The 19,314-nt window shown below is 67.9% G+C and carries 18 protein-coding genes and 1 tRNA gene; 11 read left to right on the plus strand and 8 right to left on the minus strand.

Features of this window, described 5'->3' with window-relative positions; genetic code table 11:
* Positions 1–58 precede the first annotated feature (58 nt).
* On the minus strand, positions 59–859 hold the full coding sequence (locus NY1_RS20630) for a helix-turn-helix domain-containing protein (protein ID WP_169815383.1): 801 nt from the start codon (positions 857–859) through the stop codon (positions 59–61).
* A gap of 70 nt (positions 860–929) precedes the next feature.
* Positions 930–1,002 (minus strand) — tRNA-Ala (locus tag NY1_RS20635).
* A 125-nt stretch (positions 1,003–1,127) separates the two neighbouring features.
* Between NY1_RS20635 and NY1_RS20640 the strand changes: the two genes are divergently transcribed.
* Together NY1_RS20640 and NY1_RS20645 are read left to right on the plus strand one after the other, a co-directional pair.
* Positions 1,128–2,753: a DUF222 domain-containing protein gene (locus NY1_RS20640; protein ID WP_169815384.1), complete on the plus strand. Its 1,626-nt coding sequence runs from the start codon at positions 1,128–1,130 to the stop codon at positions 2,751–2,753.
* A gap of 360 nt (positions 2,754–3,113) precedes the next feature.
* Complete coding sequence (locus NY1_RS20645; RefSeq protein WP_067715822.1) at positions 3,114–3,416, plus strand: hypothetical protein; 303 nt, start codon at positions 3,114–3,116, stop codon at positions 3,414–3,416.
* Between the two features lie 130 nt (positions 3,417–3,546).
* On the opposite strand, the gene NY1_RS20650 is transcribed toward NY1_RS20645, so the two are convergent.
* The 4 genes from NY1_RS20650 to NY1_RS20665 are packed head-to-tail and all read right to left on the minus strand — an operon-like array spanning position 3,547 to position 7,581.
* The gene (locus NY1_RS20650) at positions 3,547–4,284 is read right to left on the minus strand and encodes a DsbA family protein (protein WP_067715825.1); all 738 of its coding nucleotides are present in this window, start codon (positions 4,282–4,284) and stop codon (positions 3,547–3,549) included.
* A 51-nt stretch (positions 4,285–4,335) separates the two neighbouring features.
* The gene (locus NY1_RS20655) at positions 4,336–5,538 is read right to left on the minus strand and encodes an MFS transporter (RefSeq protein WP_067715828.1); all 1,203 of its coding nucleotides are present in this window, start codon (positions 5,536–5,538) and stop codon (positions 4,336–4,338) included.
* The gene (gene pgm, locus NY1_RS20660; RefSeq protein WP_067715831.1) at positions 5,531–7,171 is read right to left on the minus strand and encodes a phosphoglucomutase (alpha-D-glucose-1,6-bisphosphate-dependent); all 1,641 of its coding nucleotides are present in this window, start codon (positions 7,169–7,171) and stop codon (positions 5,531–5,533) included. The genes NY1_RS20655 and pgm overlap by 8 nt, the downstream gene beginning before the upstream one ends.
* Positions 7,172–7,218: 47 nt before the next feature.
* A complete protein-coding gene (locus NY1_RS20665) occupies positions 7,219–7,581 on the minus strand; it encodes a CrcB family protein (RefSeq protein ID WP_067716233.1) in 363 nt (120 codons plus the stop codon).
* A 397-nt stretch (positions 7,582–7,978) separates the two neighbouring features.
* On the opposite strand from NY1_RS20665, the gene NY1_RS20670 reads away from it, so the two are divergent.
* Positions 7,979–9,151 (plus strand): lipase family protein, encoded by a 1,173-nt coding sequence (locus NY1_RS20670; protein WP_233041302.1) that lies wholly within the window; start codon positions 7,979–7,981, stop codon positions 9,149–9,151.
* 150 nt (positions 9,152–9,301) lie between these two features.
* Here the strand turns inward: NY1_RS20670 and NY1_RS20675 are convergent, their stop codons facing one another.
* On the minus strand, positions 9,302–10,798 hold the full coding sequence (locus tag NY1_RS20675; RefSeq protein ID WP_067715833.1) for an MFS transporter: 1,497 nt from the start codon (positions 10,796–10,798) through the stop codon (positions 9,302–9,304).
* A 119-nt stretch (positions 10,799–10,917) separates the two neighbouring features.
* Between NY1_RS20675 and NY1_RS20680 the strand changes: the two genes are divergently transcribed.
* The 8 genes from NY1_RS20680 to NY1_RS20715 all read left to right on the plus strand — a co-directional run bounded on the left by NY1_RS20680 (position 10,918) and on the right by NY1_RS20715 (position 18,544).
* Positions 10,918–11,592: a TetR/AcrR family transcriptional regulator gene (locus tag NY1_RS20680; protein ID WP_067715836.1), complete on the plus strand. Its 675-nt coding sequence runs from the start codon at positions 10,918–10,920 to the stop codon at positions 11,590–11,592.
* 57 nt (positions 11,593–11,649) lie between these two features.
* On the plus strand, positions 11,650–12,948 hold the full coding sequence (locus NY1_RS20685) for a D-arabinono-1,4-lactone oxidase (protein WP_067715839.1): 1,299 nt from the start codon (positions 11,650–11,652) through the stop codon (positions 12,946–12,948).
* Between the two features lie 213 nt (positions 12,949–13,161).
* Positions 13,162–13,389: a hypothetical protein gene (locus NY1_RS20690; protein ID WP_067715841.1), complete on the plus strand. Its 228-nt coding sequence runs from the start codon at positions 13,162–13,164 to the stop codon at positions 13,387–13,389.
* Positions 13,390–13,403: 14 nt separating this feature from the next.
* Complete coding sequence (locus NY1_RS20695) at positions 13,404–13,736, plus strand: hypothetical protein (protein ID WP_067715844.1); 333 nt, start codon at positions 13,404–13,406, stop codon at positions 13,734–13,736.
* A 73-nt stretch (positions 13,737–13,809) separates the two neighbouring features.
* Positions 13,810–15,366, plus strand: coding sequence for a BCCT family transporter (locus NY1_RS20700; RefSeq protein WP_067715846.1), 1,557 nt, complete (start codon positions 13,810–13,812; stop codon positions 15,364–15,366).
* Positions 15,367–15,464: 98 nt separating this feature from the next.
* The gene (locus NY1_RS20705) at positions 15,465–16,118 is read left to right on the plus strand and encodes a peptidase inhibitor family I36 protein (protein ID WP_067715849.1); all 654 of its coding nucleotides are present in this window, start codon (positions 15,465–15,467) and stop codon (positions 16,116–16,118) included.
* 282 nt (positions 16,119–16,400) lie between these two features.
* Complete coding sequence (gene mscL, locus NY1_RS20710; RefSeq protein WP_067715852.1) at positions 16,401–16,805, plus strand: large conductance mechanosensitive channel protein MscL; 405 nt, start codon at positions 16,401–16,403, stop codon at positions 16,803–16,805.
* Positions 16,806–16,993: 188 nt separating this feature from the next.
* Complete coding sequence (locus NY1_RS20715) at positions 16,994–18,544, plus strand: MFS transporter (protein WP_233434409.1); 1,551 nt, start codon at positions 16,994–16,996, stop codon at positions 18,542–18,544.
* Here the strand turns inward: NY1_RS20715 and NY1_RS20720 are convergent.
* Complete coding sequence (locus NY1_RS20720) at positions 18,536–19,207, minus strand: sigma-70 family RNA polymerase sigma factor (RefSeq protein ID WP_084535159.1); 672 nt, start codon at positions 19,205–19,207, stop codon at positions 18,536–18,538. The genes NY1_RS20715 and NY1_RS20720 overlap by 9 nt on opposite strands.
* Positions 19,208–19,314: the final 107 nt, after the last annotated feature.

The following is a 19,314-nucleotide window of genomic DNA, read 5'->3' on the forward strand; positions in this document are numbered from 1 at the left end:
ACCGCGTAGGGCATGCACTGGGTTTTCCCTTGCCGAAATGCAGCGCCTAGCGCGGGGATCAGCCGATTCCGATCGCGCGGCCTGAGATTTCCGGCGGCGCGTCGGGCTCGCGGTGCGGGCTCACCACGGCGATGCACAGGTGGAGGTGGTCGCGGGCGGAGGGGACGGATTGCAGTTGCATGCGGACGGTGACCGGGCCCGCGGCGGTGTGGACGTATTGGGGTTCGTCGACGGAGCGGTCGAAGGAGACTCGGCGTTCGAGCCAGAGGCGGGCGAAGTCGGGGTCGTGCTGTAGGTGGGCGAGTAGTTGGATGCCCACCTGCGGGTTGCCGAAATGGGCGTACATGCCGCGCATTCGGGCAACCACGTTGGCGACCTCGGTGTCCCAGTGGAGCATGGTCTTGCGGCCTTGGGGGCCGAAGAGCCAGAGCATGACGTTGTTCGCGGCGACCCGGCCGGGGAACAGGGTCTCGTAGGCGTCGTTGGCGGCGACTACCTCCCAGGCCAGGTTGCAGTATGCGGCGGGGCGGGGCATGAGGTCGTCGAGAAAGGCGCGCTCACCGGGGGTTACATCGGAGCGAAGCTGGGCGGGGAGCCATGGGCGGGGCAGGTGGACGCGGGTCAGATCGTCGAGATGGCGGCGCTCGTGGTCGGAGGTGAGGCCGAGCGCGTGGGCGAGGGAGAGCTGTGACGCCTCGGTGAGGCCGGTTTGTTCGCCGCGCTCGAGTTTCTGGATGGTGCGGGGGGCGAGAAAAGCGCGCCGGCCCAAGGCTTCCCGGGTCAGGCCGAGACGTTTGCGATGGAATTCGATGTAATCGCCCAGGGACGGCAAGGGGAGAATCAAGTCGTCGGGGGACACGGGCACCTCTGAATTACCGCGGGCAAAAAGAAAAGGCCCGGCGTCGCCGCCGAGCCTTTTCTTGTTCGAGTGGAGCTAAGGGGACTCGAACCCCTGACCCCCACACTGCCAGTGTGGTGCGCTACCAGCTGCGCCATAGCCCCGTATTCAGTTGGCTCGCGGGGCGTGCCCCGCTTGCTTGAACGAAGTTACACGACGGCGGTCGAACAAACCAAATCGCCTGCACAAGAGCTGGCGGGGGCGATCTTCAGGGGGTATGGTCGAACGTATGTTCGACAGCAGAGAGGTGGAGGCGATGGGCGATGAAGAGCTGATCGAGTCGCTGCGACGGGCACATGGGGCGGCGGCTTTCGCGCAGGCGGCGGAGGTTACCGCGGTGCGGGAGGTGTATCGGCGGCATCGGGCCGGGAATGCCGCGCCGGGGCCCGGCGGGGTGCGGGCCGGGGAGTTCGCGGCGGCCGAGGTCGCGGTGGCCGTGCAGGTGTCGGAGGGGGTGGCGGCGGCGCTCATCGATATCGGGCTGGCGCTGGACTCGCTACCGCAGACCAAGCTGGCGTTCGCGGCGGGGCGGATCGATCTGTCGCGGGTGCAGGTGATCGCGGACTGCCTGCGCGGGTTGTCGCGGGAGGTGCGAGAGACGTTGGAGCCCAGGCTGATCGAGGTGGCCATGCGGTCGGATCCGGATCGGTTGCGGCAGACCGCGGGACGGTGGGTCATCAGGTTCGATCCCGAGGGTGAGCAGCGGCGGCGGGAAGAGCGCGAGGAGGACCGGGATGTCCGGATTCGCGCCATCCAGGAGGGGATGGCGGTGTTCGACGGGATGCTGCCCGCGGCCGGCGCGCAGACCGTGGCCATGCGATTGCGTGAGATGAGCCTGGAAGTGTGCGCCGAGGATCCGCGGTCCATGCCGCAGCGCCGGGCCGATGCCCTGGTGGCGCTGGCCGACGGTTCCGGGCGGCTGACCTGCGCTTGCGGTCGCGGGCGCGCATGCCCCAAGTCGGCTCCGGTGCGTACGCGTCGCCGGCCGCTGATCCAGATCGGGGTGTCGGCGGAAACGCTCATCGGCTTGCGCGACGACCCGGCTTACCTGTCCGGCCACGGGCCCGTCGATCCCGCCTTGGCGCGCAGTCTCGCCGAGCACTCGGCCTTCCTGGTCATTCCGGAGCAGCCCACCGAGACCGAAGAACCCCGGAAAGCTGTCGGCGAGAACGTATCTCAGCCTCCTGCGACACCCGGCGTCCGGCCCGCCACGCCCGGTATCAGCGACGCCCGAATCCCCCGGCCCACCGGCCCGGGCAGCGGCGATGCGCGTGTCGCGCGCCCGGTGCACGTGGCCCCCACCCCGTACGAACGGGCCTTGCAGGCCTCCATGCGCCGCCACCCGGCCGGACGCTCGACCCGTGAGGTGAAGGCCGCCGACGGCACCTGCCGTTTCCCCGGCTGCCCGATGCCCGCCGCCGAAACCGTGCTCGCCCAGGTGCTTCCGATCTCGGCCCGCCAGGTCTTGCGGTCCACCGATTCGACCCGCGCGTCGCTCTGCGGACATCACTACCGCTTGAAGACCATGGCCGACCGCGGCAAACAGCCGTGGCGCGTCTACCTGGCCGATCCCGATCACCTGCGCTGGATCGACCCCACCGGCGAGCCGCACGAAACCGTCCGGGAAGGTGCGCGATACCTGTTCCCGCACACCGATTTCGAGGCCCCCACTCGCCCCGCGGCCTGCTTCCTGCGCCCGGTCTCCATTCCCCCGGAACCCCCGGCTGCCCGCCACTCCTACCCGGTGGACCTCGCCTACCCCTTGGAAGATCACGTCCTGATCCATCCACAGCTCTCCCGCTGCACACCGGACAACGATCTCCCCGACGCCACCACCCGCGCCGGAACTCGCTGACCGCCAGCCGTTTTCCCGCCATCTGCTCTACCCCGCCCGTCAGCCCGGCATGCGCTCGGCCGGAATCTCACCCGATGACGTGAGATTCCGGCCGGAAGCGCGCCGCAACGACCGGTTCGGAATACCCAAGGACGAAGCCGCCACGCAGCGCGGCTTCCACTCCCCGATCCACGGAACCGTGTCCGGCACGGTTCCCTGCGAGGGGTGCGGCTCGCCCCGGTTGCCCCCGATGGGCCGCACCCCGCCCAAAATCCTCGCGATCAAGCGCGCGACAAGCGCCCGCCAACCGTACCCGCACCGAACACCTGGCCACGCCGGCCGCCCTGTTGCATGTCGCCGCCACACTCGCATGCTGGTGGCATGCACCCGGATTCCGCCACCGATCCCCTGCTGCTGGAGCAACGCCGCGCCCTGCTGCGTGAACGCCTGCAAGCGATACGCACCGAACTGGCCGCCCTCACCGCGGACTATCGCGCACTGCCGCGTTCGGGCCTGCTGCTCGACACCCCGGGCATCGGAGCGCTCACCACGCCCGGCTACTGCGTGGCCGGCGCCGCGGAGGTGTTCGACGAAGCCGCCATCGAACTCGATGCCGCCGACGACGCGCTCGCCCGGGCCGCCGACTACACCACCAGACTCCGCCGAGCCGCCTTGAACGACTGAACCACGAGGCCCGCGGCGGCCACGGGCAGCTCCCGACAGGCCTGCAATGCCCTGGACGTCGTGTGCGGGTGGCGATTCACCCTGCGACACAAAACGGCCGCACCCGGAAGGTGCGGCCGTCGAACGCGACTCACTTGGATACGTTCTGCACCCAGCCCTCGTCGTTCACGTCGATCTTCTTCCCGTCCAGGAACACCGACGGCGTAGCCACCCGCCCGCCGGATGCCTTGGACAGCGCCTGCTCGGCCGCCTCGGCATGGTTACGGGCATTGTCGACCCGCTCCCCGGAGGTGATGCACTTGACCGCCTCGTCGGAAGCCCCGGCCGTCTTGGCGATCTCGGCCAGCGCCTTGTTGTCGTGATCGGACCCGCCTTCGGAAGGCTGCTTGCTGGTGAACAGCAGTTCATGGAACTTCGAGTACGCTGGCCCGTTCCCGGCCTGCGCCACACACTCGTTGGCCGCCACCGCGCGCGTCGAGTAGTCCTTGCTGCCCGACTGCCCGTCCAGGAAGTTCAGCAGCCGGTACCGCACCGCGAACTTGCCCTCGTCCACCTGCTGGGCGATCTCCTGGCCGTAGATGCGCTCCAGCTGCCCGCACGCCGGGCAGATCGGATCCTCGTAGACGTCAATGGTTTTCGCGACGTTCGGCTTCCCCAGCACGATCGCGCCGTCGGAGTCCATCGCCACCGTGACCGCGGGGTCGTGCGCGGGCCCGTACCCGTCGTTGCGCACCTCGTCGCTCCCGCGATTCCACTGGAACACCGCGAACACGATCAGCGCGACCATCACCACGGCCACCCCCGCCAGCGCATAGGTGGTCTTGCTGGAGACCGGCTGCGGGGTGTGCTTCGAAGTCGGTTTGCTCACCCCGCACACTCTGCCCCAACCCGCGACCGGTGCCCAGCCCGGGGTGGCCGCCTAGGACGCGACGACGGCGGGTGTGTTGCGGCGCAAGGTCTCCGGAGCCAGCACCCAGACCGCCGACGCCGAGGCCAGCAGCACACCGGTGGCGGTCAAAGCCACGCCGTAGGAGACGTGGTCGGCGAGCAGGCCGATGGCGTACGGGCCGAGGAACGTGCCCAGGTCGGCCGACATCTGATAACCCGCCAGCACCGGCCCGCCGCGCGTACCGGGTCCGACGATATCGGCGACCGCGGCCTGCAGCGCCGGGGAGAACATCCCCGATCCGAGCCCGGCGACGAAGGAGGCGACCAGGAACCACGGCAGCGCGGGCGCGAGCCCCAGCCCGGCGGTGCCGAGCGCGCAGATCAGCGTGCCCGCGATCAGGAACGGCCTGCGGCCCAACTGATCCGACCAGCGCCCGGACAGGAACAGCACCGCGGCATTGCCGGCCGCGAAGACGGTCAGCGCGACACCGGCCATGGCGGCGTCCCGGCCCAGCACCTCCACCACGATGAGCGGCACCAGCGCCATCCGGACGCCGAACACCGCCGCGCCATTGCCGAAGTTGGACCACAGCGCCGCCCGGTACGCGGGCCGTTCCAGCCCCTGCCGGAAGGTCATGACGGGCGCGCCCTTACCGGCCTCGGGCAGCACCAGGGGTGAATCCTTCAGCGCCACATAGACGATCAGGCTGGCGATCAACAGGGCGACGCAATAGATGATGAACGGCGCCCGCAACCCCAGGAACGACAGCGCCCCGCCCACCAGCGGCCCCATGATCGACCCGATCAGGAAGCTGGTCGAGTACACCCCGGATACCCGCCCGCGTTCGGCCGGCGGCGACATGCGGATCACCAGGGCCAGCGAGGACACCGTGAACATGGTCGAGCCGATGCCGCCGAGCGATCGCAGAATCAGCAGCTGCCAATAGGTTTGCGCGAAGGCGCAGGCGCCGGTGGAGACCGCGACGATGATCAGGCCGGTGAGGTAGACCGGGCGCTCACCGAGTTTCTGCATCAGCCGCCCGCTCATGGGGGCGAAGAGCAACCGCATCAGGGCGAAGGCGCTCACGATGAAGGAGGCCGCCGCGACGCCCACGCCGAAGCTGCGGGCGAATTGCGGAAGAGCTGGAGCTACGAGACCGAAACCGATGGCGATGGTGAAGGCCGACCCCACCAGTACCCAGATCTCGACCGGCAGGGATTTGGTCTTACTCACCGGATAGCGCCCGTCCCACCATCTCCTCCGCGGCCGCTTGCACCTGGGTCAGGTGCTCGGGGCCTTGGAACGATTCCGCGTAGATCTTGTACTTGTCCTCGGTGCCCGAGGGCCGCGCGGCGAACCAGGCGTTCTCGGTCACCACCTTCACCCCGCCGAGTGCCGCGCCGTTGCCGCGGGCTCGGGTCTGGATGGCGGTGATGGGTTCCCCGGCTATCTCGGTCGCGGTGATCATGTCCGGCGTCAACGCCGCCAGCTTGGCTTTCTGTTCCGCCGTGGCATTGGCGTCGACCCGCGCGTAGGCCGGTGAGCCGTACCGCTTCTCCAGTTCGGTGTAGCGGGTGGAGGGGCTCTGCCCGGTCACCGCGGTGATCTCGGCGGCCAGCAGGGCCAGCAGGATGCCGTCCTTGTCGGTGGTCCACACGGTGCCGTCCATGCGCAGGAACGACGCCCCGGCCGATTCCTCACCGCCGAAAGCCAGGCTGCCGCTGAACAATCCGGGCACGAACCATTTGAACCCGACCGGGACCTCGTAGACGTCGCGGCCCAGCACGCCGACCACGCGATCGATCATGGAGGACGTCACCACCGTCTTGCCGATCTTGGTGAGCGCGTCCCAGCCCATCCGGTTGGCGATCAGGTACTCGATCGCCACCGCCAGGTAGTGGTTCGGATTCATCAGCCCCGCATCGGGAGTCACGATGCCGTGCCGGTCCGCGTCCGCGTCGTTGCCGGTCGAAATGTCGTAATCGTCGCGAATGGCAACCAGCGAGGCCATGGCGTAGCGCGACGAGGGGTCCATCCGGATCCGCCCGTCGGCGTCGAGCGTCATGAACCGCCAGGTCGGATCGACGAACGGATTGACCACCTCGAGCTCGAGGTCGTACCGCTGCCCGATCTCCTCCCAGTAGTCCACCGACGCCCCGCCCATGGGGTCCGCGCCCAGTCGAATACCCGCGCCCCGAATGGCATCCAGATTCAGGACATTGGGTAGGTCGCCGATATAGCGATCCAGATAGTCGTACCGCTCCACCTTGGTGAGCAGGGCGTGCGCCAGCGAAGTCCGCTTCACTTCCGAAAGCCCGTTGCGCAGCAGCTCATTGGCGCGCGCGGCGATGGCATCGGTGGCGACGGTATCGGCCGGTCCCCCGTGCGGCGGATTGTATTTGAACCCGCCGTCGCGAGGCGGATTGTGCGACGGCGTCACCACGATCCCGTCGGCCTGATGCCGGGTCCCGCCGCGATTGTGCCGCAGCACCGCATGGCTCAAAGCCGGTGTGGGCGTGTACCGATCACGGGCGTCGATGATGGCCGTGACGTCGTTGGCGGCCAGTACCTCGATGGCGGTGGTCCACGCGGGCTCGGACAGCGCGTGCGTATCCCGCGCCAGATACACCGGCCCGGTGATGCCGCGCGTCGCCCGGTATTCCACGATCGCCTGCGTGATCGCGAGAATGTGCGACTCGTTGAAGGCGCAGTCCAGCGAGGAACCCCGATGCCCGGAGGTCCCGAAGCTCACCAGCTGCTCGGGGTCCGACGGATCCGGGATGCGGCTGTAGTACGCCGTCACCAGATGCGCGATGTCCTCGAGGTCCGTGGGGCGCGCGGGTCGACCGGCACGATCGTGCGCCAAGTTCGTGCCTCCCTTCCGTATTGCCTGTGCCCGGCTCGTCATCAGGATCACGGCCGCACCCGCTGCCCGATCGAGGCAACGAGAAAGGCCGCGGCCAGGCTTGCCGCAACGCCGATCACGACGTTCGCCACCGCATAGCTGTCAGCGCCCTCCTCAGCCCATCGAACCGTTTCACACCCGAACGTACTGAACATGATCAGTGCCGCGGGGAACACGGTTCCCACGGTGGCGAGCAGCCGATGGTTTGCTCCCGTTCCGAACGACGCGAACGCCAACGCCGACCCGGTCACGTTCACCAACGATGTGCCCAGTGGGAAGACACTATCGAATCGAGGGGCCCCCGCGCGATCCGCCGGAGCCGGGAAGTGCGCGGCGAACCCGCCGCCGGAGGCCGCCGACGCCACCGTCATCGCCGTTTCACTCATCGCCTGCCCCCAATCCTCGTCGCGCCGTTCCCGATAACCCACCGCGTCTCGCCCGTCCGGGCACCACCGCCGCCTGCGACACCACCACAGTCCCCCCGTGCGATCCGGGCCCGGCTCCCATCCGGCCCCGATCCGAGCAGTCTACGAACTTCCGCGCCGAGAGTGGAGGGGGCGCCGCGGCCGATGACCGGGAGAACGGCGGCGCGGGAACCGGCGGCTCGAGTACCCATCCACCCTCCTCTCCAGTTTGCCAATTCGTAGCTGTTCGGCGTGTTGCTGAGCCTGAACAGACCCCGGGAACTGCGAGGATAGTGCGGCTTGCCCGGAGTTGTCCCATCGGCCTGGAGGAGCGAAGTTGGCGGTGCGCCAAACGATCAGAAGGATGCTGGTCCAGAGCGCGACCATGACCGCGGTGATCATCGCCGCAGTGGCCGGAGCACCGGCCGCACACGCGGGAGCGATCTACCCGGTCGCCGACCCGGACGGGTTCTACTACGGCCCACCGAATCTCGGCGATTTCGCGCCGGGCGACGTGCTGCGCTCGCGGCTCGTCCCCGCCCACCCCTGGCCCGGGTCCACCGTCTGGCAGCTGGCCTTCCGGTCCACCAACTCCGAGGGCGGCCCCATCGCCGCCATGACGACGCTGATCGTGCCCGGCGCCGGGCCGCGGCCGCTGGTGTCGTATCAGCCGTTCGTGAATTCGCTGGGGCTGCAATGCGCTCCGTCGCACGCCCTGCTGGACGGCGGGCTCAAGGAGGCGAGCGCGCTCAACCTGCTGCTGGCGCGCGGCTGGGCGCTCAATGTGCCCGACCATCTGGGGCCGACCAGTGCGTACGGCGCGGCCCGGCTGGGCGGCCAGATCACGCTGGACAGCATTCGCGCCGCCAAGCGCTTCGCCCCCGCCGGGCTCGCGAATTCGCCTGTGGGACTGGCCGGCTACTCCGGCGGCGCCATGGCCACCGGCTTCGCGGCCGCCATCGCGCCGGACTACGCGCCCGAATTGCCGATCGTCGGCGTGGCCCAGGGCGGGGTGCCGGTCAATCCCGGCAAGATCGCCATCGAGGCCGGTGACACGCCGCAGCCGCTGTTCGGGCTCGGGTTCGCGGTCGCGGTCGGGATCCAGCGCGAATACCCGGGGCAATTGCCCCTGGACCAGGCGCTGACGCCGGCCGGGTTCGCGCTGCGGGACCGGATCGCCAATGCCTGTGTGGACGACATCATTTCGGCCGGCGCCAATCACCGGATCAGCGAAATGTTCAATCCCGGTATGGAAAACGATCCGGTCATGATCGCGACCATGCACGACAACGCCCTCGAGATCGTGCCCGAGCTGATCCGCGCGCCACTCTACGAATGGCACGGCAGCAATGATCAGGTGCCGCTCAACCTGGCGCTCTACACGGCCGGACGGTACTGCGCGGCGGGCACTCCGGTGCAGTTCGACATCATTCCCGGCGCCGACCACGGCACGGCCATGTTCCCGGGCGCCTCGACCGCGATCGGATATCTCTCCGATCGCTTCGCGGGCATCCCCGCACCCTCGAACTGCCGCTGAGCCGCAGGCTCGGCGATACGGCCCCGCTCACAGAGCGTGAGCGGAGCCGTATCGCATTCCGGCAATCGCCGGTCCCCCCGCACCGAACAGCCCCGCTCGCGCGTCCGCGAGCGGGGCTGTTGTTTCTCACCTACCGAGCGGGAACGAATCTCAGTGAGCGAGAACGGGTTCGCCCTCAGCGGGCACCGGCACCTTGTTCGGGATGATGAGACCGGTCACCACCGCGCCGACCACGAAGATCGCGGCGGCCCACCAGAAGGTGGTGGTGTAACTCTGCACCGCGGCCTCGGCCAGCACGCCCGGGGTGGGCGGGGTGTGATCGGAGACGTAATTCTCGAAAGCCGTTGCCGCCAAGGTCGACAGCAGCGCGGTGCCGATGGAACCGCCGACCTGCTGGCTGGTGTTCACCATGGCCGAGGCGACGCCCGCATCGGTGTGATGCACGCCCGAGGTGGCCCCGGTGAACGCGGTCGACATGGCGGTACCGAGACCCACGCCCATCAGCAGCAGGCTGGGCAGGATGTGGCTGGCGTAGGCGGTGTCGACGCCGATCCGGGTCAGCAGGGCCATGCCCAGTGCCGAGAGCAGGAAGCCGACCACCAGGGTGACCTTCGGCCCGACCTTGGGCAGGAAGATCGACGGCACCGTGACCGAGGAGGCCACCATGCCCGCGACCATGGGCAGGAACGCCACACCGGTGACGATCGGCGAGTACCCGAGCTGCTGCTGCATGTAGTAGGTCAGGAACAGGAACATGGCGAACATGCCGATGCCGATGGCGAACACGGTGATGTAGGACGCCCCGCGGGTGCGGTCCAGCACCACGCGCATGGGCAGCAGCGGATTGGCTACCCGCAGTTCGATGAACACGAACAGCGCCAGCAGCGCCGCGCCGCCGAGCAGGAACGCCAGGGTGACGCCATTGGTCCAGCCGTCGGATTCGGCGTGCGAGAAGCCGTACACGATGCCGAACAGCGCCGCGGTGACGGTGATGGTGCCCGGCAGGTCCAGCTTGGGCCGCTCGGTGGCGACGTGCTTGGCCAGCAGCATGACCGCGCCGACCAGGGCGACGGCCGCGAACACCAGGTTCACGTACATGACCCAGCGCCACGAGGCCCATTCGGTGAGCGCGCCGCCGAGCAGCAGGCCCAGCGCGCCGCCGGCGCCGGCGATGGCGCCGAAGATACCGAAAGCCTTTGCCCGCTCACCTGGTTCGGTGAAGGTCACGGTGAGCAACGACAGTGCGGCCGGAGCCAGCAGCGCCGCGAAGACGCCCTGGGCGACGCGCGCGCCGACCAGGATCTCGAAGTTGGCGGCCGCACCGCCGACCGCGGAGGCCAGCGCGAAGCCGATCAGGCCCACGATGAAGGTGGTGCGGCGGCCGAAGAGATCGGAGAGGCGGCCGCCGAGCAGCAGCAGCGAGCCGAAGGCCAGCGCGTATCCGGTGACCACCCACTGGCGGTCGGCATTGGAGAAGCCGAGGTCGAGCTGGGCTTCGGGCAGTGCGATGTTCACGACGGTCGCGTCGAGAACGACCATCAGCTGGGCGACGCCGAGCACGGCGAGTACCCACCAGCGCATGGCGTGTGAGCCGCGACGGCCGGTGTCGACCGGGGCGCTCACCTCTTTTTCCAGAGCAGTGGTCATGTGGATTTCCTCGTCCCCTAGGATTAACGGAGAACCTATCTCCGTTTCATTGCAATGAAGCTACCAGTCAAACGGAGAGAAGTCCTCCACTTAATCCCGTTCCCTGTTAGGATTGGGCTGTGAATCACGTCACCACCGCGCCTCCACCTCGGCGCTTGCGTGCGGATGCGGCACGCAATCAACAGCGCATCATCGCGGCCGCGCGCGAACTCTTCGCCGATCGCGGACTCGAGGTCACCCTCGACGATGTGGCCGAACGAGCCGGCGTCGGCGTGGGCACCGTCTATCGCCGCTTCGCCAACAAGCAGGAGCTGATCTCCGAGGTCTTCGACCACATGGTCCGGGAGATGGGCAATGCCGTAGAAGTCGCGCTGGCCCACCCCGACGCCTGGCAGGGCCTCGCGGACCTGTTCGACTACGCCTGCCGCAATATGGCGGGCAATCGCGGCTTCGGCGAGGTGATGCTCGAAATGCACGACAGCATGGAGCGTTTCGACTGCCTGAAGAACCTGATCCGCCCGGGCATGCTGGCGGTCATCCAGCGCGCCAAGGACGCGGGGGCGATTCAGCCCGAAATCGAATCGGGCGACTTCTTCGCGATGGTGAACATGGTGGACGCGGTCGCGGGCTTCGCCCGGCCGGTGAATCCGGATGTGTGGCAGCGCTATATGACATTGGTCCTCAACGGCATCCGCAGCGACAGCCGCCCGCGCCTGCCGCTGACCATCCCGCCGCTGACCGAGGAAGAGGTGGATGCGGCCAAGGCGGCCGCCTACTCCTGCCGTAAGCGCTGACGCCACAAAAAACGCTTTCAGTAGCGCGGATCACAACCACGGTTTACAGTTGGTCACATGACCAACTCTTGGGTGAATTGGGCTGGAGACCAGAGCTGCACTCCGGCGTCCATCGCCGAACCGGGCACGCCCGAGGAAGTCGCCGCTCTACTGGCTCAGGCCGAGGCCGCCGGCCGCACCGTTCGCGTCGCCGGATCCGGCCATTCCTTCACCGAAACCGTGCTCACCGACGGCACGCTGCTGCGGCTGAACAAGCTGAACAAGATCCTCTCGGTGGACCGGGCCAGCGGGCTGGTGCGCGCCGAAGCGGGCATCACGCTCAATGCCGCCAGCAATGCGCTGCACCCGCTCGGGCTAGCATTCCCCAACCTCGGTGATATCGATGTGCAATCGGTGGCCGGCGCGACCGCCACCGGCACCCACGGCACCGGGGCCAAGCTGCAGAACCTCTCGGCCGCACTGCAATCGATCGAACTCATGCTGGCCGACGGCAGCCGGGTGGAGCTCAACGAGCAGACCGATCCGGACGGCTGGCGGGCCGCGCGGGTGAACGTGGGCGCGCTCGGCGTGGTCACCGCGGTCACCTTGCAGATGGTGCCGTCGTTCGTGCTCGAAGGCGTCGAAACGCCCGAGCCGGTGGAGGATCTGCTGGCGGATCTCGACACCCATATCGACGGCAACGAGCACTTCGAGTTCTACGTGTTCGCGCACAGCCCGCTCGCGATGACCAAGCGCAACAACACCGTCGAGCTGCCGGAACAGCCGCGCGGCAAGGCCGTCGACTGGTTCTCCGACGTGCTCACCACCAACTACGCCTTCGACGCGCTGTGCCGGTTGACCCGGCGCTACCCGGCGACCATCCCGTACGTGCAGCGCGGCGCGGCCTACGCCGGCAGCTACCGGCGGCAGGTGGAGCGGTCCTACCGGGTGTTCGCCAGCCCGCGCCTGTTCCGGTTCACCGAGATGGAATACGCCATCCCGCGCGAGCATTCGGTGGACGCCATCCGCGAGATCAAGGAAGTCGCCAAGCACTACGACACCCCGATGCCCATCGAGGTGCGCTGGGTCGCCCCCGACGACGCCTTCCTCTCCCCCGCAGGCGGCCGCGACACCTGCTACATCGCCGTGCACCAGTACCAGGGCATGGACTACGAGCCCTACTTCCGCGCCTGCGAAGCCGTCTTCGACCGCTACAACGGCCGCCCGCACTGGGGCAAACGCCACTTCCAGACCGCCGAAACCCTCCGCGAGCGCTACCCGCACTGGGACAAGTTCGCCCAGGTCCGCAACCGCTTCGACCCCAAGGGGCGGTTCAGCAACGAGTACATCAACCGCGTACTCGGGCCGGTGGGCTGACACCCCTCCCAGCTACGAATCCGGGTCCCCGGGGCAGTGCCCCGGGGACCCGTTCGCATGGGGGTTCGGGGGCGAAGCCCCTGAGAGCCTCCGAGAGTTGGATATTCCGACTATGCTGATTTGCTGAAAGATCGCTGCAAAGCGATAGAGCTCGTCGAACTGTCCTGGATACGCGTCCGGCCCACGGGCGCGTCCATACGCGAGGAGGTTCCGATGTCTTCTTTCGGCGACAAGATGGACGAAGCCGGTGACAAGGCCAAGGCCGATATGCAGGGCGCGGCCGACAAGGCGCGCGACGGCATGAACAATGCCATGGGCGATATGAAGAACGCCGCGGACCAAATGGGCGACCGCCTCGAGCACGCCGCCGACGAGATGAAGGAAAAAGTCGGCGGCTTCATGGGCAAGATGAAGGAAAAGCTCGGCGGCGGATCGAAGTAGGCCGGGTATTCACGATGCCGACGAATGACGAAATCGGCGACAACGCCGAACGGCTGGCCGACGATATCGGCAGCACCGCCGGCAATCTGGCCGATCAGGCCGGAACCGCCGCCGGACAGCTCGCCGAACGTGCCAGCGGCGCCGCCGCCGAACTCGCCGACCGTGCGCAGAGCGCGGCCGCCGAACTCGCCGATATGGCGAAGGCGTTCGCCGACAAGCTCAATACCGAGGATGTGCAAGGCACTCTCGAACAGGTGCGGGCCAATCTCGAACACGCCGCCCAGGACGTGATGGCGGCCGTGAACGAGATCGTCAACACCGTCAAGGACAAGGTCAGCGGCAAGTAGTACCCACGCGACCCCGATCCCGGGCTGTCCGCACGCCCGGGACCGGGGTTGTTCCAACAGCACAGGGGATTTCGTGAGCGCACCGAACAGCACCTCGCCCGAGCCGGCCGTCCATCACCGGGCCGCGGTGGCGCCCCGGGTCTTCTGGCCCGCGGCCCTCGTGGTGCTGGCCTTCACGGTGTACGCCATCGTCTTCCGCGATACCGCCGCCCGGCAGGCGAAAGCCTTGCAGGACAATGTGATCGGCGGCTTCGGCTGGTACTACATCGTCATCGTCACGCTGTTCGTGGTGTTCGCCATCTGGCTGGGGCTGGGCCGCTACGGCGACATCACCCTCGGCGACGACGGCGAGACCGCCCAATACTCCATGGGCGCATGGCTTTCCATGCTCTTCGCGGCCGGCATGGGCATCGGGCTGGTGTTCTGGGGCGTGGCCGAACCGCTGTTCCACTACGACGATCCGCGTCCCGGCGTCGGCGAGACCCAGGCCCAGCGCGCGGACGCCGCCATGGTGCAGACCTTCCTGCACTGGGGGATTCACCCGTGGGCCATCTACGTGGTGGTGGGGCTGGCCATCGCGTACGCGATCCATCGCAAGGGCCGGCCGGTGTCCATCCGGTGGTCGCTGGAATCGCTGGTGGGCGACAAGATCCGGGGCTGGCGCGGGGACGTCATCGATATCGTGGCGGTGATCGGCACCGTCTTCGGCGTCGCCACCTCGCTCGGCCTGGGCGTGCTGCAGATCTCGGCGGGCCTGAATTATCAAGGCTGGATTCACGAACCGGGCAAGGGCGCACAGGTGGTGCTGATCGTGGCGGTCACCGCGCTGGCCACCATTTCCGTGGTGACGGGCGTCGACAAGGGCATCAAGCTGCTGTCGCAGGCGAACATGGGCATCGCGGGACTGCTGCTGTTGTTCGTATTGGTCGCGGGGCCGACCCTGTTCATCGTCAACGACCTGGTGCAGAACATCGGCGCGTATATCCAGACGCTGCCGAAGATCAGTCTCTATACCGGGGCCACCGAGGGTCCGACCGGCACCGCCTGGACGCAGCAGTGGACCGTCTTCTATTGGGGCTGGTGGATTTCCTGGGCCCCGTTCGTGGGCGTGTTCATCGCCCGGATTTCGCGCGGACGCACCGTGCGCGAGTTCGTTGCCGGAGTATTGCTGGTCCCGACTTTGCTGACCTTCGTATGGTTCGCCGTCTTCGGCGGCGCGGGCCTGCACCGCGAGATGTTCGGCGGCGGCGGACTGGTCGGCCCGGACGGTCCCGACCGCGACAGCGCCCTGTTCGCCCTGCTGCACACCCTGCCCGGCGGCAGCGTCACCGCCGGCCTGGCCATCCTGGTCATCGTGCTGTTCTTCGTCACCTCCGCCGACTCCGGCGCGCTGGTGGTGAACATGCTGTCCTCCGGCGGCAACCCGGAACCGCCCAACTGGAGCCGGATCTTCTGGACCTGCGCGCAGGGCGCGGTCGCCATCGCACTGCTGGTGGCCAGCGGCACCGGCGCCTCGGCCCTGACCACCCTGCAGACCGTGGCCATCCTCATCGCCCTCCCGTTCAGCGTGGTCATGCTGGCCATGTGCGCGGCGCTGGTACGCACCTTCCGCGCCGAACGCGGCAGCTGATTGGTTTGCCGTTAGCACGCTGTTGGTGGGCGTTCGCACTCTGAGCGGGCAGCCGGGAAACGGCTGGAACCACGCTCCAGAGAAGGAAATCCACCATCATGACCGTCCGTTCCCGACTGCTCGGACTCGCCGGAATCGGGGCGATCGCCCTCGCCTCGACCCTGATCGGCGGCGCGCCCGCTCGAGCCGCCACCGAGGGTTTCGACCGCTGCCCCGACGGCAAGATCTGCCTGTTCGACCAGACCGACGGGAAGGGGCATATGGCTACCTTCACCATCGGATCGGCGGATCTGACCAAACAGCACGCCAATGACAGCACCCGTTCGCTCTGGAACCGGACCAAGGCCGGCGTGACCCTGTACAGCGACAAGGACTATCGCGGCGGCTTCCACCTGTCCGCGGCCGGCGAGATACTCGCCGACGCCGCACCGTACGGCATCGATCAGGCCAGCTCATTGACGGTCGACGGCGCCGACGCCGGTGGCTACAACCGCTGCCCCGAGAACAACTACTGCCTGTTCACCGGCCCGAACGGCTCGGGCCGGATGACCGTGCTCGACTTCGGCTCCTCGGACCTGCGCCGGCAGAACGCCGACGACAATACGGTGTCCTTCTGGAATCGCAGCGCGCACAAGGTCGAGATGTACACCGATTACAACTTCGCCGGGTACGTCATCACCTATGGCTACAACGACAAGCTCTCGGGCGCGTACCTCGTGCACGGCATCCACTCGGTGAAGGTCGAGACGTAGTCGTCGGAGCCGCCGGTGCACCGCCTCCGCGTCCGCTCGGAGTACGTCCTGGACGGTCTGATCGGTGACGGCGGGGGCGGTGGTGGTCATGATGGATTTCTTGGGTGAGGTGGGTCCTGGACGAGGGGAGGCGTGATTTGCGGCGGCAGGATGCGGCGGGTGTGAGCGGCGCTATGTGACGTGGAAAACGGGGGTGTGCCGAGTACGAAACGGTGGTGGTTCACCGCTTAGACTTCGGCCCGGAAGATTACGAATTCATCTCGGATTGGATCTGTCAGCGTCATGCTCAAGGGCTTCAAAGATTTCCTGATGAGGGGCAATGTCATCGACCTCGCGGTCGCGGTGGTCATGGGCACCGCCTTCACCGCGATCGTCACCTCGGTCACCAAGGGTCTGATCGAGCCCCTGCTCGCGGTGCTCGGCGGCAACAGCGAGTTCGGTCTGGGGTTCCAGATCCTCGCCGGCAAGCCGTCCACCTTCGTGGCGCTCGGGCCGATCATCAGCGCGGCCATCAACTTCGTCACCGTCGCCGCGGTCCTCTACTTCGTGCTCATCCTGCCGATGAACACCCTCAAGAACCGGCTCTCGAAGCCGACCGAGGTCAAGGCCGACCCCACCGAACTGGAACTCCTCACCGAGATCCGCGACCTGCTCGCCAAGCAGCAGGGCGATCCGCTGAAGAAGTAGGGCCGACTCTCAGGGGCTTGGCCCCCGAACCCCCTCGGGTAGGAGTGACTCTCGGCCCCGAGCTCCGGCGAGTTGAAGGGCCACCCATAGGGCGCGCCCCCGAGCTCCCGAGGCCGCGCCGTCTGGGCGTTATCGTGCTAGCCAGAGTGTTGCTCTACAGGCGGCGGGCTACGCGAGGAGGCGGTGGCGTGGGCGGGATTCCTCCCGGGGAGTTGTCCGAGGCGCGGGTCGGGAGTGCGGGGCGGGCGCCGTCCGGGCGGTGGTACATGCTCGCGGTGTTGTGCGCGAGTCTGCTGCTGGTCGCGATGGACGCCACGATTCTGAATGTGGCGTTGCCTTCGCTGATCGATGACATGGAACCCAGTCCCATGGAGCAGCTGTGGATCGTGGATCTGTATGGGCTGGTGCTGGGTGGGTTGCTCATCACGACCGGGGCCATCGGGGATCGGTATGGGCGGAAACGGCTGTTCATCGCCGGGTTCGTGTTGTTCGGGCTGGCGTCGGTGGTGGCGGCGACGGCGCATGTGCCGGCGCAGTTGATCGCGGGCCGGGCACTGCTGGGCGTGGGCGGGGCGATGGTGATGCCGTCGACGCTCTCGTTGATTCGCAATATCTTCACCGATGATCGTGAGCGCACCCTCGCCATCGGGATCTGGGCTTCGGTGGCGGGTGCGGGGGCGGCGATCGGGCCGTTGGTGGGCGGGCATCTGGTCGAGCATTTCGGATGGTCGGCGGCGTTCTGGTTGAACGTGCCGGTGGTCGTGCTCACCGTAGTTGCCGGATTGTGGCTGCTGCCGGAGTATCGGGCTCCGCAAGAGGGCCGGCTGGACTATTTCAGCGCGGTGCTGTCGGTGCTGGGGATCATCGCGCTGGCTTGGGGAATCAAGCATGTGGCCAAGGGCGAACCGGCCGCGGTGGATCTGCTGATCCTGATCGCGGCGTTCGTACTGCTCGGCCTGTTCGCCTATCGCCAATTGCGGTCGCCGGATCCACTGCTGGATGTCCGGCTGTTCCGCAATCGCGCCTTCACCGCGGCCGCCCTCGCGACCCTGCTCGCCATGCTCGCCATCGGCGCGGCGCTGTTCCTGATCTCCTTGTGGCTGCAATACATTCACGGCTACACCCCCTCGGAAGCCGGCCTGCGCACGCTGCCCGCCGCCATCGCCACCCTGCTCGGTTCGCTGTCGACCCCGTGGCTCATGCGCCATGTCGGGGTCCGGATCCTCATGGGTTGCGCGCTGGGCGCGCTCGCCCTCGGCTTCCTGCTACTGGCGGCCGTTCCGGACACCACGTATCCGCTGGTCGCCCTGGTGCTGGTGTGCCTGGGCATCGGCGACGGCATCGCCATCACCACCGCCGCGGCCGTGCTCGTCTCGGCCGTACCCGCCGAACGCGCCGGGATGGCGGGCGCGGTGGAGGAAACCAATTACGAACTGGGCATCGGCCTGGGCGTGGCGCTGCTGGGCAGTATTCACGGCCGCCTGTTCGTCTCGCACATGACCGATCTGCCGTTGCAGGGCGATCAACTCGACACCGCGCGCGGCTCGGTCGGCGGCGCGGCCTATATCGCCCACGAGATCGGCGGCGAGACCGGAGCGCGCGTACTCGAAACCGCCCAGCACGCTTACGATTCCGCCTTGACCACCACTTCCTGGATCTCGGCGGCCATGGTCGGCGCGGTCGCGGTGCTCACCGTAGTGCTGGTCCCACGCGGCTTCACCGCCACCAGCTCACACTGAGACCAGCGCCAGCCGCAATTGCGCCAGTCCGGACCGAATCCGGGCCTTGACGGTCGGCAAACCGATCCCGAGCCGGGCCGCGATCTGCGGATAGGTCAGACCCCCGTAGAACGCCAGTATGACCGATTCCCGCTGCCGCGGCGTGAGCGCCGCCAGCCCCCGGCGAATAGCGCTCTCCTCGTGCCGGCGCACGATTTCCTCGGCCACGACGTCGGCGGGCGCCCGATAGTCGCATGCGCCCCAACGATGTTCGTGCCCCGCCGACGTACATTCGCGCCGCACCCGATCCACGGCTTGATGGTGCGCGAGCGTGGTCAGCCAGGTGAGCGCGTTCCCCCGCCGCGGATCGAACCCGCGCGCACTGCGCCAAACCTGCAGATACACCTCGTGACACGTCTCCTCCGCGTACCCGTGGTCGCGCACGATCCCGTGCACCCGGTTGTAGACGAGCGTGCGGGTCTGCCGATAGAGCTCCCCGTACGCGACCCGGTCGCCGGTTCCGATGCGGCGCACCAGATCATCGAATACTCCGCGATCGGAATCCGCGGCGGTGACCGCGGCCCGCCCGGCGGAAGTGACGCCGACGTCGGAGCCGACGTCGCCACGGCCGGTGGGCTGCGGCGGTGCGGTGCTGGATTGCCGTGGCGCTCGTGACACATTCATGCGGTCCCCAGTCGGGTATCGGTGCGGAACTTGCCGAAACCAGCCGTCGAGGACAGGGACGGGCGGGCGGAGCGCGCGGAAACCGGCCGGGGACAGGGGCTTTCGGT

The sequence above is a fragment of the Nocardia yamanashiensis NBRC 100130 genome (assembly GCF_001613325.1).
GTDB lineage: Bacteria > Actinomycetota > Actinomycetes > Mycobacteriales > Mycobacteriaceae > Nocardia > Nocardia yamanashiensis.